An 18,518-nucleotide genomic window follows, 5' to 3' on the forward strand; every position below is an offset into this window, starting at 1 on the left:
CTCCTTGCCGCATGGGCGATAATCATATTCATAAGGCGTGTTTCTGTTGCCCGGCCCATGGCGCCAGCATAAAGCTGAATGCCAGGCCCAGGCTGACCGATAAGCCGAAATTGCTCACCGCCGGCGTGCTGGACACCGCCAGAAGGCCAAACGACAACCAGGTCGTGAGCGCCGCCAACAAGGTGCCCAGGAGGCTGACTGCAGGGCCGCCGATCTGCTCGCGCATCAAGATTGCGTAGTCAACGCTGATGGCCGTGACCAGCAGCAGGCCGAACAGGCTGAACAAGGTCAGCGGTTGGCCCAGCCAGCCGAGGCTGGCCAGGCTGCACAGTGCCGCCAACAGCGGCAGGGCGACAATGCGCAAGGCCCCGCCGAAACCGAACGGCAGGATCAGCAGCAGCACGATCAGCACGCAGGACATCAACTTCAATTCGGCGGCGCTGATCTGTGTGTCGGCAAATACCCGGTTCAAGTCGCCCAGACGGTCCACCAGTGTTACTCCCGGCAAATCCAACGCTTGCACCCGCAGCAGCGCCGGGTTGTTCAGACCTTGCAGGCTGACCATCGCGGCCACCCCGCCGTCCACCGGGCCAAGCCACAGCGTGCGCCAGGGTTCGGCCAGTGGGCCTGCCAGTGCGGCGTCGATATCTTGCGTGGGCAACGCTTGCAACTGGGCGACTTCGGCGTGCAGGGCGCTGGCGGGCACGCCGAGGTCCAGCAGTGGCTGCCAGTGTTGCGCCAGTCGGTTGAGGGCATCGCGCAACTGTTGTTGCTCGGCGGGTAGGCTGACCAGTTGGTTGAGTGCCAGGTAGCCCTGGAGTTTGTCCATGTTCACCAACTGATCCAGGCGTTGCCCCAGGGCGCTTTGACGCTCCAACAGCTGTTGCTGGTTGTCTGCCCGCACCAGGAAGAACTGGCTGGTGGGTTGGAATCCGGTAATGCGCGCCACGGCTTGTGCTTCTTGCAGTAATTGCGGCGGCGCGCCGATCCATTGGCGGATATCGTTTTTGCTGTTCAAGTGCCACAGGCCACCCGCGCAAAACAGCAGCAGCAACGCCAGCAGCGCCGGGCTGGGCACGCGCTTGAGCAACGAAGCACGCACCAGCCACAGGCATTCAGCGATGCGCAGCGGCCATTGCGCCGGGCGCAGTTCGACGCCTTTGAGCAGCGCCGGCAACAGGCACACCGCGCACAGGTACGCACCGACCAGGCCGGCGGCAGAGAACACGGCAATCTGGGTCAGTGCCGGGAACGGTGTCCAGGCCAGCGCCAGGTAGCCGATGCAACTGGTGGCCAGGCTCAGGCTCAATCCGGGCAGCGTCAAACGCAACGCCGGCCAACTGCGCCATGGGCTCATGCTCCAGCTTTTCGACAAGTAGTGCAGCGGGTAATCCACCGCCACGCCGATCAGGCTGGAACCTAATACCAAGGTCATTACATGCATATGGCCGAACAGCGCCACACAGGCCACCGCCCCGAACAGCATGCCCACCAGCACCGGTACGAACGCCAGCAGCACCCGCCAGCGTCGGAACGCCAGCAACAGCAACAGCAGGATGCCGAGGGTAGCGCCGCCGCCCACCCAAGTGATTTCCCGCGTGGCCTGCTGCTGCCCATTCGCGGCGTACAGCAAGCCGCTGGCGGCGAGCACGTGTGCACCTTGCCCGCTGGCCTGCTCGCGGCTGGCCTGGAGCAGGTCGGCCACCTGCAGCGGCAGTTTCATGTCGAAGGCGTTGCCAGTGGTGCGCGCGCGCAGTAGCACCCAGCTTTTGCCGTCGGCATCGGCGATCAACGCGCCGCTGCCGATATCCAGTTGCACCGAGCCGTGCTGCGGCTGGCTGTTCTGGATGCGTCCGGTCAGGCCTAGCCAGTCGTCCTGGCTCGGCACCAGGCTGAACCCGGTGAAGGGGTCGAACAGCGCTTGTACGCGCTGCTGGATAAACGCGTCGGGCTGTTCGATCAGTTGTTCGCGGTCCTTGGCCGAGAGCATCGCCAGGCGGCCGCGCAGCAATTGCTCACGCAGTGCCGGCAGGTCGGCTTGCAGGTTCCATTGCACCTTTTCGAACAGCCCGCTGGCCTGCCAGCGCTCGCCCAACTGTTGCGCCACGGCCAGCGCCTGCTGGCGGTCGGTATGGCCTACCAGCACCAGCATCTCGCGGTTCAGTGGTGCTTGCATGCGCTGTTCGGCTTGCAGTTCCAATGGGTCCGGCGTGCTGCCCGGCACCAGTTCCATCAGGTTGGCCGACAAGGGCGCGCCGTGGCGCCACTGCCAGCCGGCCAGGGCCAGCACGGCCACCAGCAGGATCAGGAACAGGCGCGGCAGCAGGCGTTCACTGGGCAAAGTCGTGTTGCTCCGCGTCGCTCAAGGGCTGGGTGGCGGTGCTGTCCTGCATGCGCAGCACGGTGCTGTCGCCCTGCGTTTCCAGCAGTTCGATGTTCTGCACCAGGTCGCCACCGTCGATATTGATCTGGGTAAAGACTTGCTTGAGCAGCAGCGAGCGCGGGACCAGCGTCAACTTCCATTGCTTGTCCTCGCCTTGCAGCTGCAATTCGAAGTCACGCTGCAAGCCACTGCTGTCGCCCTGCAGCACGGCGAGGAAGAGGCGGTTCTGTTCGGCGCCGGCGCTCTTGTTCGGCAGCAGTTGCCAGCCGCTGGCGTCACGCCGGGCAATGCCCTGGGCGCTGATGCGGTAGTCCTGTTGCAGCGGGGTTTTCAGCAGCCACAACAGGCCATGGTCCTTGGCGAGTACGAAGGTGCCTTTGCTGACCAATGGCTGGGGCAGGGCACGCAGGTGTTTCTCCTGGGTGAAGTGGCCGTGGATCACTGAAGGTTTTGCAAGCTGGTCGCTCAATTGCTGCAAGTCGAAGGCATGCGCGCTGAAACTGAGCAGCAACCCGATTAAGGTGGCAGCGGCGGTGCGACTATTCGACTTGCCCGCGAAAAACTTGAGAGCGCCGCGCAGTGTCAGGCGACCCGCGTTACCGTTGACGATTTTCGCCGGCGAGCCGGCTCCCACAGGGGATCTCATTTCAAGGCTCTCTCTACGGCGTCTGTGAATATCTTGGGGGAGGCCAGCTGCATTTCGCGAGTGGCGATTTCCACCGCCACCTGCACGGTGGTGGCACGGGTCAGGCGCTCGCCGCTGACGAGGTCGGTGATCAGGTAGTTGACCTTCAAGCGGTTCTCCCACTCCACCAGGCTGGCGCGCACGTTGATAGTCTGGCCGAACACGGCGCCGCGCACGTAGCGCAGTTGCATGTCGATCACCGGCCAGGCGTAGCCCGATTCGAGCATTGCCGTGTAGTTATGGCCGATCTTGTCGAGCAGCGCGCAGCGCGCCACCTCCAGGTACTTCACATAATGCCCGTGCCATACGACGTTCATGGTGTCGACGTCGAAAAACGGCACGAGGATTTCAGTGTCGCTGTGGAATACGCCCTGGCTACGCATGCAGCCTCCAGTGTTGCTCGGCGATGCGTTGCAGGCACAGGCGCAGCTCGCCCTCCAGGGCGCGGTCTTCGATGACCGGCGGGAAGTCCTTGGCCAATTCTTCGTGCATCGCTGCCAGGGCCGGCGGCAAGGGGCGCGCGTCCTCGGCCTGGGCCCGCAGCCACACACCCTGGTTGGCGGCGAGCAAGGTCGCGGCGGCGACTTGCTCGGTCAGCTCCAATACGCGGATCGCATCACGAGCGGCGATGGTGCCCATGCTGACCTTGTCCTGGTTATGGCACTCGGTGGAGCGCGAGAACACGCTGGCCGGCATGGTGTTTTTCAAGGCTTCGGCGGTCCAGGCGCTGGTGCCGATCTGCACTGCCTTGAAGCCGTGGTTGATCATCGCGCGCTCGGCCGGGGCGCCGGACAGGTTGCTCGGCAGGCCGTGGTTGTAACGCACGTCCACCAGCAGTGCGAGTTGGCGGTCAAGCAGGTCGGCGACGTTGGCGACCAGGGTCTTGAGGCTGTCCATGGCGAAGGCGATATGCCCGCCGTAGAAGTGCCCACCATGGAGTACGCGCTCTTCCTCGGCGTCGATGATCGGGTTGTCGTTGGCGCTGTTCAATTCGATCTCGATGAACGAGCGCAGCCAGTTCAGGCTGTCAGCCAGCACGCCGAGGACGTGGGGCGCACAACGCAGCGAATAGCGGTCCTGCAGGCGATGCAGGGGCGCGGTCGGAGCGTCGATCGCCAGGTCCTTGCGCAGCCAGGCAGCCACCTGCATCTGCCCGGGGTGCGGTTTGGCGGCGAACAGGCGCTCGTCGAAGTGTTCCGGGTTGCCTTGCAGCGCCACCACGTTCATCGCCGTGATGCGCGTGGCCAGTTGCAACAGGTAGTCGGCGCGGGCGAAGGCCAGGCACGCCAGGCCGGTCATCACGGCAGTGCCGTTCATCAGCGCCAGGGCTTCCTTGGGGCGCAGCACCAGGGGCTCCCAGTTCAGTTCACGGTGCACGTCGGCCGCTGTGCGGCGTTCGCCACGGAACATCACCTCCCGTTCGCCGGACAGGGTTGCCGCCACGTAGGAGAGTGGCGTCAGGTCACCGCTGGCGCCTACCGAGCCTTCCTCCGGGATCAGCGGCAGTACGTCGTGTTCGAGGAACGCCTGCAAGCGCTCCAGCAACTCCACGCGCACCCCTGACACGCCGTGGCACAGCGACTGCAAACGCGCCGCCAGCACCGCGCGGGTGGCCTGGGCATCGAGTAACTTGCCCAGGCCGCAACCATGGAAGGTGTACAGATGGCGCGGCAGGGCCTCGACGTGCTGCAGCGGCACCGCTACTACGCAGGAGTCGCCGTAGCCGGTGGTCACGCCGTAGATCACGCCTTCCTTGTCCAGCAGCGAGTCGAGGAACTGGGCGCCCTTGGCAATACGCTGGCGATAGGCGGCGTCGCCCTGCAATTGGGTCGGCGCCTGGCGGTTGGCCAGGGCCAGTACGTCTTCGATGCGCAAGGCGCGTTCGCCAAAGGTTACCGGCTCAAGATGCGTCGTCATCGGTCTTCCAGAAAGGGTAAAAGTTGAACCATTGTTGGGGCGCTTCCAGGCAGAACTGGCCCAGGCGTGCGGCATAGCGCGCGGTCCACTGGGCTATGACCTGCTCGCGGGTGTTGCGTTTCCATTCGATCAGCGGCGTGAACGGTTCGATAGTCAGGCGATAGCGGCTTTCGTGCTTGAGGCACATCAGCAGGTTCACCGGGCATTTGAGCAAGCCGGCCAGCAACCAGGGGCCCTGGGGGAAGGCGGCGTCATGGCCGAGGAAATCCACGCGCACCGTACGCCCGCCATGCAGCGGCACGCGGTCGCCGGCGATGGCCAGCCACTCGCCGTCGTCAAGGCGCTGGCTGAGCAGCAGCATGGTGGCCGGGTCCAGCTCGCTGACCTGGATCAGGCGCAAGTGGGTGGCGCCGGCTTCGCCCAGCAGACGGTTGAATTGTTCGGCGTGCTTGGTGTGCACCAGCACGTTCATGGTGACCTGTTCACCGATCTCGGCGAGGGCACGGCACACTTCGAGGTTGCCCAGGTGCGCGCCCACCAGCATCTGCCCGCGTTCGCCACGCAGTTGCCCGCGCAATTGCGCCGGGTCGTTGATCTCGATCTGTTCCAGGCGCAGCTTGCCGTTCCACACGTCGAGTTTGTCCAGCAGTGACTCGGCAAACGCCATGAACTGGCCGAAGACTTTCCAGTGAGTGGGGCGCAGCTCATCGCGCCCGCTCCAGTCGGCCAGGCGCTGCTGGTAGTGCCAGGCACTCTGGCGTGCGGTGCGGCCGAACAGGAAAAAGTACAGCACGATGCCATACAGCACCGGGCTCAACACGCGGCGCCCGAGGACCTTGGCGGCGAAGGCGGTGAGTTTCATCAGCCAGTAGCTGCCGCGTTCCTCGCGATCGGCCCAGTGCTTGGTGCTGTCATTCATGCTTGCCACCGTCGCCACAGGATCATCGGCGCGCGGACCAGCATGCCGAAGAACAACCGGGTGTGCATGGCCGAGATGCGCACGTTGTCGCGGAACAAGCGAAAGTGTGACAAGCCGTCTGCCGGGTAATGCACCTGGGTCGGCAGCCAGCGCATCGGCTGGTTGCGCCAGGCCAGGCGCACCAGTATGTCGGAGTCGAAATCCATGCGCGTGCCGATGTAGGCCGAGTCCATCAGCGCCAGCACCGGTGCCAGCGGGTATACGCGAAAGCCACACATCGAGTCGCGGATTTGCAGCGACAGGGTGTTGATCCACACCCACACGTGGGTCAGGTAGCGCGCGTACAAACGGCCTTTGGGCACGCTGTCATCGTATTCGGGGTAGCCACAGATGATGGCGTCGGGGTGCCTGCGCGAGGTGTCGATAAAGGTCTCGACTTCGCGCAAGTCATGCTGGCCGTCGGCGTCGACTTGCAGGGCATGGCTGAAGCCCTGGCGTGCGGCCTCTCGGAACCCGGCCATCACCGCACCGCCCTTGCCCTGGTTGTTCGGCAAGGTCAGCAGGGTGACGTTGTCCAGGGTCGCCAATTGCGCGAGTACGGCGGCGCAGGCCGGGCTGCTGCCGTCGTCGACCAGCAGGCAAGGCAGGCCACTGCCCAGCAGGCTGCGGACCACGGCCGGGACGGCGGCTTCGTGGTTGTAGACCGGAATCAGGGCGCAGGGGTTATGCATGTTGGGCCACCAACTGAATCCGGCCGCTGGAGCAGGCCGCGACACCATTGCGATAGGCGAAATACAACTTGCCGCGTTGCGCATCAAAGCGCAGGTGCAGTTCGATTGCATCGCCAGGACGCACCAGTTGCTGGAACTTGAGCACTTCCATGCCGGCAAAGGTCGGCGGCAGGTCGAGCCATTGCTGGCCCAGGTTGAACGCCCATTCCACCTGCACCACCCCCGGCAGCACCGGCGTGACCGGGAAGTGCCCGCTGAAATACGCCAGGTCCGGCGGCACGCTCAGTTGCAAGGTCCATTCGCCGTCGGCTTCGACGTGCTCCAGCACTTCCGGCGCCTTCGGCCGGGCTGCCAGCAACAGCGCCTCGACGTCGGCCTGGGGCAGTTTGCCTTGGCTGTTCAGGGGCAACTGTCTCAGCAAGCGCCAGCGCCGGGGCAATGCCAAGGCTTCGCAATGTTGGCTCAAGTGGTGGCGCAGGGTCTGGGTGAGCGTGCGTCGGCCCTGATTGCGCAGGGCATGCAGGCCCTCGTCGCTCAGCACCACCAGCGCGCCAAGAGAGGCGCGGTTTTCCTGCACCACGCCCAGGCGGGTTTCCGCGACCCACGGGTGCGCCATCAGCGCGTGTTCCAGCATGGGCAGGGAGATGCGTTTTTCTTCCAGCTTGACGATGCGATCCAGGCGGCCCAACAGCTCGAAACGGCCATCGGCATGAATGCGTGCCGCGTCGGCGGTTTGTTCGACATGCCCCTCAGGCAGGTAAGGCGAGGCGATGCGCAGGGCGCCTTCGGCATCCTGGCTCAGTTGCACATCGGCAAACGGCTGCCAGGGTTGTGCGCCTTGGCGCCAGGCAATGCCGCCGGTTTCCGAGCTGCCGAGGATCTCTGTCGGCCATTGCTGCAAACGGTCGTATAGGCTGGCGGCGGCTTCTACGGGCAGTGCGCCGCCGGATGAAAACACCCGCGACACCTGGCTCAGCGCGGGCCAGTCGAGGTTGTCACCCATGCGCTTGAGCAACGCCGGACTGGCGACCCAGGCGAAGTGCGGGTGTTCGCGGCTGGCGCGCTGCAAGTCTTCGGGGAAGGCCAGCTGTTGGCGAACAAAGGTACGGCCGGCGCACAGCGGCCAAAGCACCCGGAACAGCAGGCCGTAGATATGCTGGGTGGCGACGCTGCCAATGATGCAGGCGTCCTTGAGGTCCGGCCCCCACAGGGTTTCCAGGGCCTCGACCTCGTTGGCCAGTTGGCGCAGGGTCTTGTCGATGCGCTTGGGTTCGCCGCTGGAGCCGGAAGTGCACAGGCTCAGTTGGCAGGTGTCCAGATCAAGCGCGGCAGCGCTCAGCGGCGCCTGGTACAGCGCATCCAGGTCCGCCGCTTCGGTCAGCCAGGCATCGACGGCTTCATTCCAGCGTTGGCGGGTCTGAGGTTGCAAATCGGCGGGCAGCAGCACGCTGACCCCGGCCCGCCAGGCGCCCAGTAGCGCGATTGCCAGCAGGCCTGCATCTTCCAGGTACACGGCCAGGCGCCGGATACCGCGGGCCTGCAAGCCTGCCGCCAGGCTCAGGGACTGCTCGCGCAACTGCGCGTGATTCATGGCAGGTTCGGTGGTGACCCAACGCTGTTCCAGCGGCTCGAGCAGCAAGTGCTCAAGTTTCAACCCATTCATACGCGGCCTCGAACCCTTTGTCGTACCAGCCATTCCACGGCAAACAACAGCCCCATCAGCCCATAGGCGATCAGGCCGTTGTACAACGTCCACCAGCCCAGCGGCGCCCACAGGGTGAGGGCGGCGGCAAGCAGGCCATTACACAGAAAAAACACGCTCCATACCACGGTCACCCGGCGGGTATACACGATGACATGAGGCGGCAACACGGGCTCAGTCATGCGTGCCAGGCGCTCGACCACCGGCGGGCCGTACTTGAGGCTCAAGCCGAACAGCGCCAACATGAACGCACTGACCAGGCTCGGGTACCAGCGCAACAGGCGGGGTTCATCGAACCAGGCCAGCAGCAGGCAAAACACGATCACCGCCAGCGCCATCCAGCGACTGCCGGGGCGTCGCACACCGGTCAGTGCACGCAGCAGCCACAGGCCGCCCAGCAGCAGGCCGAATTGCCAAGGCGCAAAGTGCTCGGTGCCGTAATACACCGCAAAGGGGTACAGCAGCCCCGCCAACAGCAGGCCGAGGCCGATCAGCCGGCTCATGCGGCGGGCTGGACCAGACGGTACACCGCCTCAACCACGTCGCTCACCGTGCGCACCGCCTTGAATTCCTCGGCGGCGATCTTCTTGCCGGTCTGGCGCTTGATATGGTCGATCAAGTCGACCGCATCGATGCTGTCGATTTCCAGGTCCTGGTACAGATTGGCGTCAAGGGTGACGCGTTCCGGCGGCAGTTCGAACAGTTCTACCAAGGCGTCGCGCAGGGTGTTGAAAATTTCGTCACGAGTTTGCATGGTCCGGTCTCAAGCTGCCTGTCTAGCCGTGACGAACGCCGCAAGGCTGGCCACGTTGGTGAAGTGATTGCGGGTATCCTTGGCGTCGGCATCGATCTTGATGCCGTACTTTTTCTGGATCGCCAGGCCCAGTTCCAGGGCGTCTACCGAATCCAGGCCGAGGCCTTCGCCGAACAGGGTTTGCTCGCTGCCGATGTCGTCTACGCCGATGTCTTCCAGGCCCAGGGCCTCGATGATCAGCGTCTTAATGTCGTGCTCAAGGCGGTGTTGGTCGCTCATCTTCGGCGAGCTCCTTAATGAAATAGTGATGCAGGTAATCGTTGAGCTTGCGTGAGGCCTGGGGCGCGGGGCCCAGTGTTGCGAACGCCTGTGGTTCTATATCGGCACCCACGCGCAAACTGAAGTGCACGCGGCGTTTAGGGATGCGATACCAGGGTTCGACCTTGGTGAGGGTCGTGGGGCTGACCTTGATCACCACGGGGGTGATGATTGTCGCACCGCGCAGTGCAATCGCGGCACCGCCGCGATGAAAGGCAGGCGCTGCGCCGGGTGGGGTGCGGGTGCCTTCCGGAAAGATGATCAGTGTCTGGCCACCGCGCAGGGCATCGGCGGCGGCATCGAGCATTTCGGCGCTGCCGTCGTTGCTGATGTAACCGGCGTCGCGCACGGGGCCTCGCGTGAAGGGGTTTTGCCACAGGCTCTGCTTGACCACGCAGTTGGCCTGGCGCACCAGGCCAATCAGGAACACCACGTCGATCAGCGACGGGTGGTTGGCGATAATCATCTGTCCCGGCCGCCCGAGCTTTTCTGCACCTTCGACGCTGAAGGTCAGCACGCCGGCGCGCTGCATCAGGCGAATAAAGAACCAGAACAGCCAACTGATCGTGTGGCGAGCGCGGCGTCGGTGGTTGGCTGCGTCGCCTGGCAGGCAGCTGAGCAACGGAAACACCAGCAGGCGCAGGCACAGCCCGCCGAACCCGAACAGCGCAAAGCTGGCAGCGGTGGCGAACAGGCGCCAGTAATAGGCGTCCCGTGGTTTGTCGTTCACGGCTTGCGTTGCCAGTTCCATACTCGGTTCTTCCAGGCATGTTGGCAGGCGACCTTCTCGGTGAGCAGGGTGCGCAGCAGGTTCAGGGCGTGGGGCCACTGGGTTTGAGTGGGTTGGACAGTGCCGCGGTCCAGTTCCAGCTGCCACTCGTCGCCCGGTGTCAGCAACAGGCCGAGGGCATAGGGAAAGGGCACGTCGACGATCCAGCTGGCATAAGCCTCGGGCGGCTGCTCTTCAGTGATCACCAGCAACACCGCCGGTGCGCCTTCGTTGAGCAGCGCGGCGGCTTCGAGCATGCCGTGTTCCAGGCCATCGCCGACGGCAGCGAGGGCGGTCATTTCGCTGGTTTCATTGCGCAGGATCGACCACAGGCCAATCACCGCGTTGTGCACCGACAGGCTGAACTGGGTGGGCGACAGCGGCTGGTCGTTGGCCAGGTCGCTGAGGATGTCGAGGGTGCGCGGGGTCTCGCCATGCCGGGAAATGAACACCAGCGGCAGGTCCTGCAGGCCCTCGGCCAATGGCCAGCCGACGCTGAAGGCCATGCGCGCCAGGCGGCTCAGGCGGCGACGCTGCATGGCTGGCAGGAATGACACATCCGGGGCGGCATCACTTGCGGGCAGCAACACCGGGGCCTGGCACCAGGCGCGCCAGTCGTCCACGCTCTCGAGCCCTGGGGCCCAGGCGCGCCATTGGGCGATGTTGAAAGTGATCACTGAGAAGGTATCCCGCCCCTGCGGGCTTCCATGTGCGGTTTTTGGCCCCGAATACCGGGACAGGGAGCAATAGCCGAATGGCGCGCATTATCCCGGTGCCGTGGGGTTCTAGCAAACATTGGTAAAGAATTGTGCATCGCCAATTACAAAATAGTTGGAAGAATTTACAGATTGTCCTTTACCACGGACGTGATGCATTGTCGGACCGTTCTTTTTAATCTGTCGCTTGCGTATGACAGACAGGTCGCCGATGGCCTTTGATGCAGGAGTGCATGGATGAACGAGGTAGCTAACAGGCGCTTTTGCCCTCTACACTCGGACATTCATTGATACACGGAGGTTTTTCCATGCGGCGCGTGGTGTTCAATCAGAAAGGCGGCGTGGGCAAGTCCAGCATCGCCTGCAACCTGGCGGCAGTCAGTGCCAGCGAAGGCTATCGAACCCTGTTGGTGGACCTCGATGCACAAGCCAACTCGACCCAGTACCTCACCGGGCTGACCGGTGACGATATACCGATGGGCATTGCCGAATTTTTCAAGCAGACCCTGTCTTCCGGACCGTTCTCGAAGAAAAACCGGGTGGATATCTACGAGACGCCCTTCGACAACCTGCACGTGATCACGGCCACCGCCGAATTGGCGGACTTGCAGCCCAAGCTCGAGGCCAAGCACAAGATCAACAAGCTGCGAAAGCTGCTGGATGAATTGAGTGAAGATTACGATCGGATTTACCTGGATACGCCGCCGGCCTTGAATTTCTACGCGGTTTCGGCGCTGATTGCTGCAGATCGCGTACTAATTCCTTTCGATTGCGACAGTTTCTCGCGCCAGGCCCTCTATGGCCTGCTGGCCGAGATCGAGGAACTGAAGGAAGACCACAACGAAGGCCTTGAAGTGGAAGGCATCGTGGTCAACCAGTTCCAGGCGCGGGCGAGTCTGCCACAGCAGATGCTGGAAGAGTTGATTGCCGAGGGCCTGCCAGTGTTGCCGGTGTACCTGGCCAGCTCGGTGCGTATGCGCGAGTCGCACCAGGAGAACAAGCCCCTGATCCACCTGGACCCACGGCATAAACTGACGCAGCAGTTTGTGGAGCTGCATAACCTGCTGGAAAACGCGTGACCTGAAACGCAAAAAAAACCTGTGGGAGCGGGCTTGCTCGCGAAGGCGGTATGTCAGTCAGAACATCTGTTACTGATACACCGCCTTCGCGGGCAAGCCCGCTCCCACATTTTTGATTGCGTTTCGGCAGATGGATGTGTCCCACAGAGTCTGTAGGACGGGTCTGGCCTTGCGGCCATACAGCACGTACGCAGCGCCGGTTGTATCTCCACGGCCATCCACCCATTGAGTGGGCTGGCCGTATTTACACGCCCTGGCTACGCAACCAGCTCATTAACTGCGGCAAGGGAAACGCCCCGCTTTGGCGCGCCACTTCACGGCCGTTCTTGAACAGAATCAAACTGGGAATCGAACGAATCCCCAGCTGTGCCGACAGCTGCTGGTTGGCCTCGCTGTCCAGTTTGGCCAATCGGCACTTGCCCTCCAACTGTCCAGCGGCCTGCTCAAACACCGGCGCAAATGATTTACACGGTCCACACCAGTCGGCCCATACATCCACCAGCAACGGCAGGTCGCCTTTGATCTGGCTGGCGTAGTCGCCTTGTTTCAACTCAAAAGGCCTGTTCAGTAAGACGGGTTGTTTGCAACGCCCACACTTCGGCGCATCACCCAGGCGTTCACCGGGGATGCGGTTGAGGCCGTTGCAGTGGGGGCAGGGGATTACAAGAGGTTCGGACATGGTGAGGCTCCAACGACAGCAGTCAGTGGAGCTCAATGTGGAGTCGGGCGCAGGTGTTATCAAGTTCTAAGCGACGTTGCATATGCTCACAGATTTTTGCGCGTCGATTGCGCGTGCCTATCTAGGCTGTGAAAGCGTGTTCGACAAGGCACCACCGGTCCGATCGGCTCTATAGCAAATTGCGATAGTCAGCGTTCGAGTTTAACCTTCATAGCAAGATGCGATAGGGATGTTGCATGCGAGTGATCAGTGCGAAGCAAATACGAAATGCCAAGGAAAAATGGCCTCACTCAGCGAGTGCTCTGGATGAGTGGCATCGTAAGGTCAAAGTCATCAGCCCTGAAGATTTTGCGACGTTGAGAGCAGTTTTCCCTGCTGTGGATAAAGTTGGGGCACTGCATGTGTTCAATATTGGAGGTAACAAGCTCCGCCTTGTTGCCATCGTGCGCTATCGAATGCAGCGCCTCTATATCCGGCATATTTTGGACCATCGTGAATACGACAAGGGTAAATGGAAGGAGTAATGGGAAAAATGAGTGTATTGATCGAGCAAGTCGCCGAGCATTGGCAGTTCGTGTCCCCCTTGTTGCGTAAGCCGAAAACCGAGGCTGATTACGATCTGTTGGTAGAGGCGCTCGACGAATTGCTGGATATCGTGGGGGAAGATGAAACCCATCCGCTGATGGGGCTGGTCGATATCATCGGTGACTGGGTTGAGGCCTACGACTTAGAGCATTGGCCAATACCTGAGGCGAGCGGAGTTGATGTACTGCGGTCAATGATGCAGGAGCATGGTTTGACGCAAAGTGATCTGCCTGGCGTAGGCGCTCAATCGGTTGTCTCAGAAATCCTGAGTGGAAAACGCCAGCTGAACGTTCGGCAGATTCGTTGGCTGGCAGAGTTCTTCAAGGTGCCAGTGGACATGTTCATCTGATCATGACCAAGACGGTGGGCGATCTTCTGGATACGGGCCCTTAAGACGAACAACTAATTTCCAAATGCTTCCCCCAATCCGGCGGCCGCTGTGCGTATCGCTCCATCCCCGCTTGTTCCTCAAACGGCTTGGAAAGCACCTCGTGCAACTGCCGCACCTCGCTGTAATCGCCGGATTCGGCGGCAGCGATAGCGTTCTGTGCCAGGTAGTTGCGCAGGATATACAGCGGGTTCACCGCGTGCATCCGCGCACGACGCTGTTCCTCGCTGTAGTCACCATCCCGTGCAACACGCGCCTTGTACTGCTCGGCCCAGGCATCGAACCCGGCCAGGTCGACGAAGTCATCCCGCAGCCGCGTCACGGCCAGCGCAGCCGGCTCATCCCCCAGGCGACGGAAGAACAGGGTGTAATCCACGCCGCTGTTCTGCATCAGCTTCAGTAGGCGCTCCACCAGTGCCTGGTCATCGTCCTCGGCGGTGGTCAGCCCCAAACGGCGGCGCATCAGGTCCAGGTAGTTGGCCTGGTACAGCGGCAGGTAGAGGCCGAGCGCTTCCTTCAAGGCGTCGACGCTGATGAACGGCGTCAACGCCTGCGCCAGGGCGCTGAGGTTCCACTGGCCGATCGGCACCTGATTGCTGAAGGAGTAACGCCCTTCATGGTCGGAATGGTTGCAGATGAAGTGCGCGTCAAAGTCATCCAGGAACGCGAACGGTCCGAAGTCGAAGGTGATGCCGAGGATCGACATATTGTCCGTGTTCATCACGCCGTGGCAAAAGCCATAGGCCTGCCACTTGGCGATCAGTTCTGCATTGCGCTCGACGATTTCGCGAAACATGGCCAGGTAGGGTTCAGGCTGTTCGCGGCACTCGGGGTAGTGAAGGTTGAGCACGTGTTCGGCCAGTTTAGCCTGTTGCTCGGGTTTCTTGGTGTAGTAGAAGTATTCGAAATGACCGAAGCGGATATGGCTCGGCGCCATGCGCAGCACCATCGCCCCGCGCTCCTGCTTCTCGCGCCAAACGGGCGTGTCGGAACCAATGACGCACAGCGCGCGACTGCTGGGGATGCCCAGCGCGTGCAACGCTTCGGAGGCCAGAAACTCACGGATCGACGAACGCAACACGGCGCGCCCGTCGCCCATGCGTGAATAAGGTGTCATCCCGGCGCCCTTGAGGTGCAGGTCCCAGTGCTCGCCGGCCTCGTTGTACACCTCACCCAGCAACAACCCACGGCCATCGCCCAGTTGCGGGGTGTAGCCGCCGAACTGATGCCCGGAATAGACCATTGCCCGCGGTTCCGCTTCGGCCCACAGCTTGTGACCGCCGAACAGTTCGGCGAACACCGGCGTTTCGGCAACGGCGGGGTCGAGGTCGAGCAGGGCCATGGCGGCCTCGCTCGCCACCACGAGGCGCGGTGCGTCGAGGGGCTCAGGCAATACGTGGGTTGAGAATGCGTCGCCCAGGCGTGCGAAGCGGTTGTCGAAGGTCAGTTCGTCGAGGGCTTTCACCGGCCATCTCCAGCAGAATGTCCGAGCATTCTGCTGGGGATAGCGTCGTTAGTCGAGTTTGCTCGGCGGTGGTTCCTGCACGCCACCGTCGTTGGCGGGCTTGGCCGGAGTATCGACCTCCACCAATTTGTATTCCTGGCCATGAAGGTTCTTGAGGTAGACCTCCATCTGGCGGAACGAGATGTTGATGTGCTCTTTCTTGAACTCGCGATTGATAAAGCGGTTCACCTCGTCGATTACCGGGTTGCGGTCGCCCAGGTCGCGCACGTGCATGCGCAATTCGTGGTCGAGGGTGCTTTCGCCGAAGTTGAGGAAGTACACATGCGGCTCCGGCTCCTTGAGTACGCGCGGGTTGTCGCGGGCGGCCTTGAGCAGCAATTCCTTCACGCGGTCCAGGTCGGAGCCGTAGTCCACGCCGAGTTTCAGCGTGACCCGGGTAATGGTGTCGGTCAGCGACCAGTTGATCAGTTGCCCGGTGATGAAGGTCTTGTTCGGGACAATGATGTCCTTGCGATCAAAATCGGTGATCGTGGTGGCGCGGATGCGGATCTTGCTCACCGTGCCCGACAGGTTGCCGATGGTGATGGTGTCGCCGATGCGCACCGGGCGTTCGAACAGGATCATGATCCCGGAGATGAAGTTGGCGAAAATCTCCTGCATGCCGAAGCCCAGGCCCACCGACAGCGCGGCCACCAGCCATTGCAATTTGTCCCAGCTCACGCCCAGCGTGGACAGGGTCGACACGAAGCCCACGCCAGCGATGATGTAGGACAGCAACGTGGTGGTGGCATAGGCACTGCCTTGTGCCAGGTCCAGCTTGGACAGCACCAGCACCTCCAGTAGGCCCGGCAGGTTGCGCGCCAGCGCGAAGGTAATGCCGATGATGATCAGCGCACCGAGCAAGTCGCCGATGCTGATGGGCACCATGCTGATATTGGCGCCGGTGCCGCTGGTGTATTCGTACAAGGTGACGTTGTCGAGGTAGGAAAATACCGAGATCAGGTCCGACCACACCCAGTACAGCGCCGCGATAAAGCCGCCGAGCAGGGCCAGGCGAATCAGGCGCATGGACTGTTCGTTGACTTGCTCGATGTCCAGGGTCGGCTCTTCGATCACCGCTTCGCCGTCGCCGGCTTCCTTGGCGGCCTGGCGTTTGGCCAGGGCACGCGCATAGGCCAGGCGGCGGGCGGCAACGCCCAGGCCGCGGACGAAGGTGGCTTCGATCACCAGCCAGAACATCAACAGGTACAGGGTGTTGATCAGTCGGTCGCTGAGCTTGAGCGCGGTGTAGTAGTAGCCGAAGCACACGGCGATAAACAACGCGATGGGCAGCGCGGTGAACATCAGGCCCACGGCTTTGCGGAACAGCGAGGCCTTTTCATGGGTTGGGCTGTGCAGCAGCAGGCGACCCAGCAGCCAGGCCATCAGTGCGTAGCAGGTCAGTACCACGCCGATGCCCAGCACGTCGTCGGCGAGTGCCGCCGGTTGGTGCTCGGCAATCGCCACCACGGCCACCAGGGCCAGCACCACCAGCCCGAGCTTGCGTACCCAGCCCTGCAGGAATTCGACCTGGGGTTTCTCCCAGCGAAAGTGCAGTTCGGCCACGCCGCCCGGCGCCAGGATGCGGTAGGCGGTGTAGAACACCAGCCACGCCTGGGCGATCTGCAGCAGCGCAGCGCCCAGGTTGGCGTTTTGCCCACGGGCGTCGATTTGCAGCGCGTAGCCGCACAGCGCCAGGCCCAGGGACACCGGCATTGCCAGCAGGATATTGATCAGGATGGCCTGGGGCGTGTGCCACTGGCTGTCGCGCTTGAAGTGGCCGATGTCCAGGTGGACCTTATTCAGGCGCTGGTACAGGCTTTTGCGTCGCCACAGCAGCGCACCGATCAACAGCAGCAGGGGCAGGAACAGCAGCGGGCGCTGGGTCAGGCCGTCATACAGTTCGCTGACGCTGGAGGCCCAGGGCAGGGTGGCGACTTGCTTGCTCAGGTGCGCCGGCACCGTCTCCAGCCATTCGGTATCCAGCGGTTTGTTGCTGGGGATCCAGAACATCTGCTCATCCAGCGTCGCCCGCAGGGTCGTGGCAGTGCTGAGCAGTTGTTTCTGGTTCAGTTGCAGGGTGATGGATTCGTTGAGCAGCGCGCTCAGCTCGCGGCTCAAGCGTTCCAGCAGATCGCTGCGGGTAATCGCCAGTTCCAGCAGGGTGCGGCGCAATTGCGGGGTGACATCTTCCGGCGACTGGTTTGCCAGCAAGTTATCCACATAGGTGCTCGGCGAGCTGATCAGTTCGCGCTGCTGGTTGACCTCGAACTGGTACAGGCGAATGTTGGCGATATCGTCCGCCAGGTCGCGGTCCACAGTCAGGCGCGGCAGGGCCTGCTTCTGTTTGTAGAGAATCTTGGACAGCAGCAGGCTGCCTTTGAGCACGTTGATCTGCTCGTCCAGGGCTGAATCGCTCTGGGTCACGGTGTCGAGCTGCTGCTTGGTCTGCAGGTTTTTCTGGGTCAGGTCGTTGAGGCGGTCGGTGCTTTTGAGCAGGTAGTCGGACAGCTTCAGGTTCGCTGCGCTCTCGGTGGCCAGCAAGCTGCTGCCGCCGGCCTTTTGCGCTTCGATGGACTGTTGGGTCACCGTCTGTTGGGACTGGGCCAGGCGCTTCTGATTGATCAGGGTCTGCAGGTCCTGGATCTCTTGTTCCAGGCGTGCAGTTTTCTCCATCACCAGGTCGTGCTGGCTGTTGCCCAGGTCTTGCAGTTGACTGTTGCCGGCCAGTTCCTGGCGACGCAAGGGGATCAGTGCGTTCAGCGCCGCGAGTTCGGCATTGAGCTGGTTACGCTGGTCGCCGCTGAGGGTTTTACCGTTGTCCTTGCCGGCCTTGAGGATCGAATTGATCTGCAGGATGCGCGTCTGGCTGCTGCTGATTTCGGTCTGGGCGCGCTCGGGGCGGGTCTGGGCGGCGATGGAGAGGCTGTTGGCGTCGGCCAGTTCTTTTTGCAGGTCGCCTTGCTGGGTGGTGCGTTGCACCAGCAATTGCTCGAGCTGCGGCACCGGCAGGGTGGCGTAGCGCTGGGCGACCGGGATGACTTTGGTCGCCTTGAGCCGCGTCAGCTCGCGCTGGTTGTCGCCGGTCTGGCGCGGGGCGTCCTCCAGCTGGCGCTTGAGGTCGACCAGGCGCTGCTCGTACTCCTGCTTGTTGCCCAGGTACGTCAGGGTCTGTTGCAGGATCGTCTGCAGCGCCTTCATGTCGGCGTCAGGCAGCTTGCGATCGGGCAGCTTGTCCAGGGTTTGCTGGATGGCATCGGCGCTGGGCGGGTCGGCCGCGTGAACGGTGCCGACACAAAGGGTCAGGCCCAGCAGGGCAGTGGCGAGAAAAGTGCGCAGGGTTGGCATAGAGACCGGTCGAGCAAAGTGAAAAATCGGGGCAACGTCGC

At 62.5% G+C, this 18,518-nt stretch carries 18 protein-coding genes; 3 read left to right on the forward strand and 15 right to left on the reverse strand.

Annotated elements, in window-relative coordinates; translation table 11 throughout:
- Positions 1–28: 28 nt before the first annotated feature.
- From ATH90_RS02265 to ATH90_RS02320, 12 genes are read right to left on the reverse strand one after another with little or no spacing between them, the layout of a single operon-like run.
- Complete coding sequence (locus tag ATH90_RS02265) at positions 29–2,341, reverse strand: MMPL family transporter (protein WP_098465628.1); 2,313 nt, start codon at positions 2,339–2,341, stop codon at positions 29–31.
- A complete protein-coding gene (locus ATH90_RS02270) occupies positions 2,331–3,029 on the reverse strand; it encodes an outer membrane lipoprotein carrier protein LolA (RefSeq protein WP_098465629.1) in 699 nt (232 codons plus the stop codon). The genes ATH90_RS02265 and ATH90_RS02270 overlap by 11 nt, the downstream gene beginning before the upstream one ends.
- A complete protein-coding gene (locus ATH90_RS02275; protein ID WP_069021350.1) occupies positions 3,026–3,451 on the reverse strand; it encodes an acyl-CoA thioesterase in 426 nt (141 codons plus the stop codon). The genes ATH90_RS02270 and ATH90_RS02275 overlap by 4 nt, the downstream gene beginning before the upstream one ends.
- Positions 3,444–4,985 carry an HAL/PAL/TAL family ammonia-lyase gene (locus ATH90_RS02280; protein WP_034105865.1) on the reverse strand — a complete coding sequence of 514 codons (1,542 nt, stop codon included), beginning with the start codon at positions 4,983–4,985 and terminating at the stop codon, positions 3,444–3,446. The genes ATH90_RS02275 and ATH90_RS02280 overlap by 8 nt, the downstream gene beginning before the upstream one ends.
- Entirely contained in the window at positions 4,969–5,904 is a 936-nt protein-coding gene (locus tag ATH90_RS02285; RefSeq protein ID WP_098465630.1) for an LpxL/LpxP family acyltransferase, read from the reverse strand. The genes ATH90_RS02280 and ATH90_RS02285 overlap by 17 nt, the downstream gene beginning before the upstream one ends.
- A complete protein-coding gene (locus tag ATH90_RS02290; protein ID WP_069021345.1) occupies positions 5,901–6,635 on the reverse strand; it encodes a glycosyltransferase family 2 protein in 735 nt (244 codons plus the stop codon). The genes ATH90_RS02285 and ATH90_RS02290 overlap by 4 nt, the downstream gene beginning before the upstream one ends.
- Positions 6,628–8,298, reverse strand: coding sequence for an acyl-CoA synthetase family protein (locus tag ATH90_RS02295; RefSeq protein ID WP_098465631.1), 1,671 nt, complete (start codon positions 8,296–8,298; stop codon positions 6,628–6,630). The genes ATH90_RS02290 and ATH90_RS02295 overlap by 8 nt, the downstream gene beginning before the upstream one ends.
- Positions 8,295–8,840: a COG4648 family protein gene (locus tag ATH90_RS02300; protein WP_098465632.1), complete on the reverse strand. Its 546-nt coding sequence runs from the start codon at positions 8,838–8,840 to the stop codon at positions 8,295–8,297. The genes ATH90_RS02295 and ATH90_RS02300 overlap by 4 nt, the downstream gene beginning before the upstream one ends.
- Positions 8,837–9,091 (reverse strand): acyl carrier protein, encoded by a 255-nt coding sequence (locus ATH90_RS02305; RefSeq protein WP_034105855.1) that lies wholly within the window; start codon positions 9,089–9,091, stop codon positions 8,837–8,839. Before ATH90_RS02305 ends, ATH90_RS02300 begins: the two co-directional genes overlap by 4 nt.
- 9 nt (positions 9,092–9,100) lie before the next feature.
- Positions 9,101–9,370: a phosphopantetheine-binding protein gene (locus ATH90_RS02310; protein WP_034105852.1), complete on the reverse strand. Its 270-nt coding sequence runs from the start codon at positions 9,368–9,370 to the stop codon at positions 9,101–9,103.
- Positions 9,348–10,160, reverse strand: coding sequence for a lysophospholipid acyltransferase family protein (locus ATH90_RS02315; protein WP_098465633.1), 813 nt, complete (start codon positions 10,158–10,160; stop codon positions 9,348–9,350). Before ATH90_RS02315 ends, ATH90_RS02310 begins: the two co-directional genes overlap by 23 nt.
- The gene (locus tag ATH90_RS02320; protein ID WP_098465634.1) at positions 10,136–10,855 is read right to left on the reverse strand and encodes a beta-ketoacyl synthase chain length factor; all 720 of its coding nucleotides are present in this window, start codon (positions 10,853–10,855) and stop codon (positions 10,136–10,138) included. The genes ATH90_RS02315 and ATH90_RS02320 overlap by 25 nt, the downstream gene beginning before the upstream one ends.
- Positions 10,856–11,202: 347 nt before the next feature.
- Between ATH90_RS02320 and ATH90_RS02325 the strand changes: the two genes are divergently transcribed.
- Entirely contained in the window at positions 11,203–11,973 is a 771-nt protein-coding gene (locus tag ATH90_RS02325; RefSeq protein ID WP_010213709.1) for a ParA family protein, read from the forward strand.
- Positions 11,974–12,217: 244 nt separating this feature from the next.
- On the opposite strand, the gene trxC is transcribed toward ATH90_RS02325, so the two are convergent.
- Complete coding sequence (gene trxC, locus ATH90_RS02330) at positions 12,218–12,652, reverse strand: thioredoxin TrxC (protein ID WP_098465635.1); 435 nt, start codon at positions 12,650–12,652, stop codon at positions 12,218–12,220.
- Between the two features lie 236 nt (positions 12,653–12,888).
- Here trxC and ATH90_RS02335 point away from each other — a divergent pair, with 236 nt between their 5' ends.
- Together ATH90_RS02335 and ATH90_RS02340 are read left to right on the forward strand one after the other, a co-directional pair.
- Positions 12,889–13,176, forward strand: coding sequence for a type II toxin-antitoxin system HigB family toxin (locus tag ATH90_RS02335; RefSeq protein ID WP_028615451.1), 288 nt, complete (start codon positions 12,889–12,891; stop codon positions 13,174–13,176).
- 8 nt (positions 13,177–13,184) lie between these two features.
- Positions 13,185–13,586 (forward strand): helix-turn-helix domain-containing protein, encoded by a 402-nt coding sequence (locus ATH90_RS02340; protein ID WP_069078677.1) that lies wholly within the window; start codon positions 13,185–13,187, stop codon positions 13,584–13,586.
- A gap of 40 nt (positions 13,587–13,626) precedes the next feature.
- On the opposite strand, the gene selO is transcribed toward ATH90_RS02340, so the two are convergent.
- A complete protein-coding gene (gene selO, locus ATH90_RS02345) occupies positions 13,627–15,090 on the reverse strand; it encodes a protein adenylyltransferase SelO (RefSeq protein WP_098465636.1) in 1,464 nt (487 codons plus the stop codon).
- Positions 15,091–15,138: 48 nt separating this feature from the next.
- Positions 15,139–18,477, reverse strand: a complete 3,339-nt coding sequence (gene mscK, locus ATH90_RS02350) for a mechanosensitive channel MscK (protein ID WP_098465637.1) — start codon at positions 18,475–18,477, stop codon at positions 15,139–15,141.
- Positions 18,478–18,518: the final 41 nt, after the last annotated feature.

It is taken from the genome of Pseudomonas lurida, assembly GCF_002563895.1.
Classification (GTDB): Bacteria; Pseudomonadota; Gammaproteobacteria; order Pseudomonadales; family Pseudomonadaceae; genus Aquipseudomonas; species Aquipseudomonas lurida.

Coding starts and splice junctions, on each gene's coding strand:
- ATH90_RS02270 (WP_098465629.1), bottom strand. CDS start 3,029: ATGAGATCCCCTGTGGGAGCCGGCTCGCCGGCGAAAATCGTCAACGGT.
- ATH90_RS02275 (WP_069021350.1), bottom strand. CDS start 3,451: ATGCGTAGCCAGGGCGTATTCCACAGCGACACTGAAATCCTCGTGCCG.
- ATH90_RS02280 (WP_034105865.1), bottom strand. CDS start 4,985: ATGACGACGCATCTTGAGCCGGTAACCTTTGGCGAACGCGCCTTGCGC.
- ATH90_RS02285 (WP_098465630.1), bottom strand. CDS start 5,904: ATGAATGACAGCACCAAGCACTGGGCCGATCGCGAGGAACGCGGCAGC.
- ATH90_RS02290 (WP_069021345.1), bottom strand. CDS start 6,635: ATGCATAACCCCTGCGCCCTGATTCCGGTCTACAACCACGAAGCCGCC.
- ATH90_RS02295 (WP_098465631.1), bottom strand. CDS start 8,298: ATGAATGGGTTGAAACTTGAGCACTTGCTGCTCGAGCCGCTGGAACAG.
- ATH90_RS02300 (WP_098465632.1), bottom strand. CDS start 8,840: ATGAGCCGGCTGATCGGCCTCGGCCTGCTGTTGGCGGGGCTGCTGTAC.
- ATH90_RS02305 (WP_034105855.1), bottom strand. CDS start 9,091: ATGCAAACTCGTGACGAAATTTTCAACACCCTGCGCGACGCCTTGGTA.
- ATH90_RS02310 (WP_034105852.1), bottom strand. CDS start 9,370: ATGAGCGACCAACACCGCCTTGAGCACGACATTAAGACGCTGATCATC.
- ATH90_RS02315 (WP_098465633.1), bottom strand. CDS start 10,160: ATGGAACTGGCAACGCAAGCCGTGAACGACAAACCACGGGACGCCTAT.
- ATH90_RS02325 (WP_010213709.1), top strand. CDS start 11,203: ATGCGGCGCGTGGTGTTCAATCAGAAAGGCGGCGTGGGCAAGTCCAGC.
- trxC (WP_098465635.1), bottom strand. CDS start 12,652: ATGTCCGAACCTCTTGTAATCCCCTGCCCCCACTGCAACGGCCTCAAC.
- ATH90_RS02335 (WP_028615451.1), top strand. CDS start 12,889: ATGCGAGTGATCAGTGCGAAGCAAATACGAAATGCCAAGGAAAAATGG.
- ATH90_RS02340 (WP_069078677.1), top strand. CDS start 13,185: ATGAGTGTATTGATCGAGCAAGTCGCCGAGCATTGGCAGTTCGTGTCC.
- mscK (WP_098465637.1), bottom strand. CDS start 18,477: ATGCCAACCCTGCGCACTTTTCTCGCCACTGCCCTGCTGGGCCTGACC.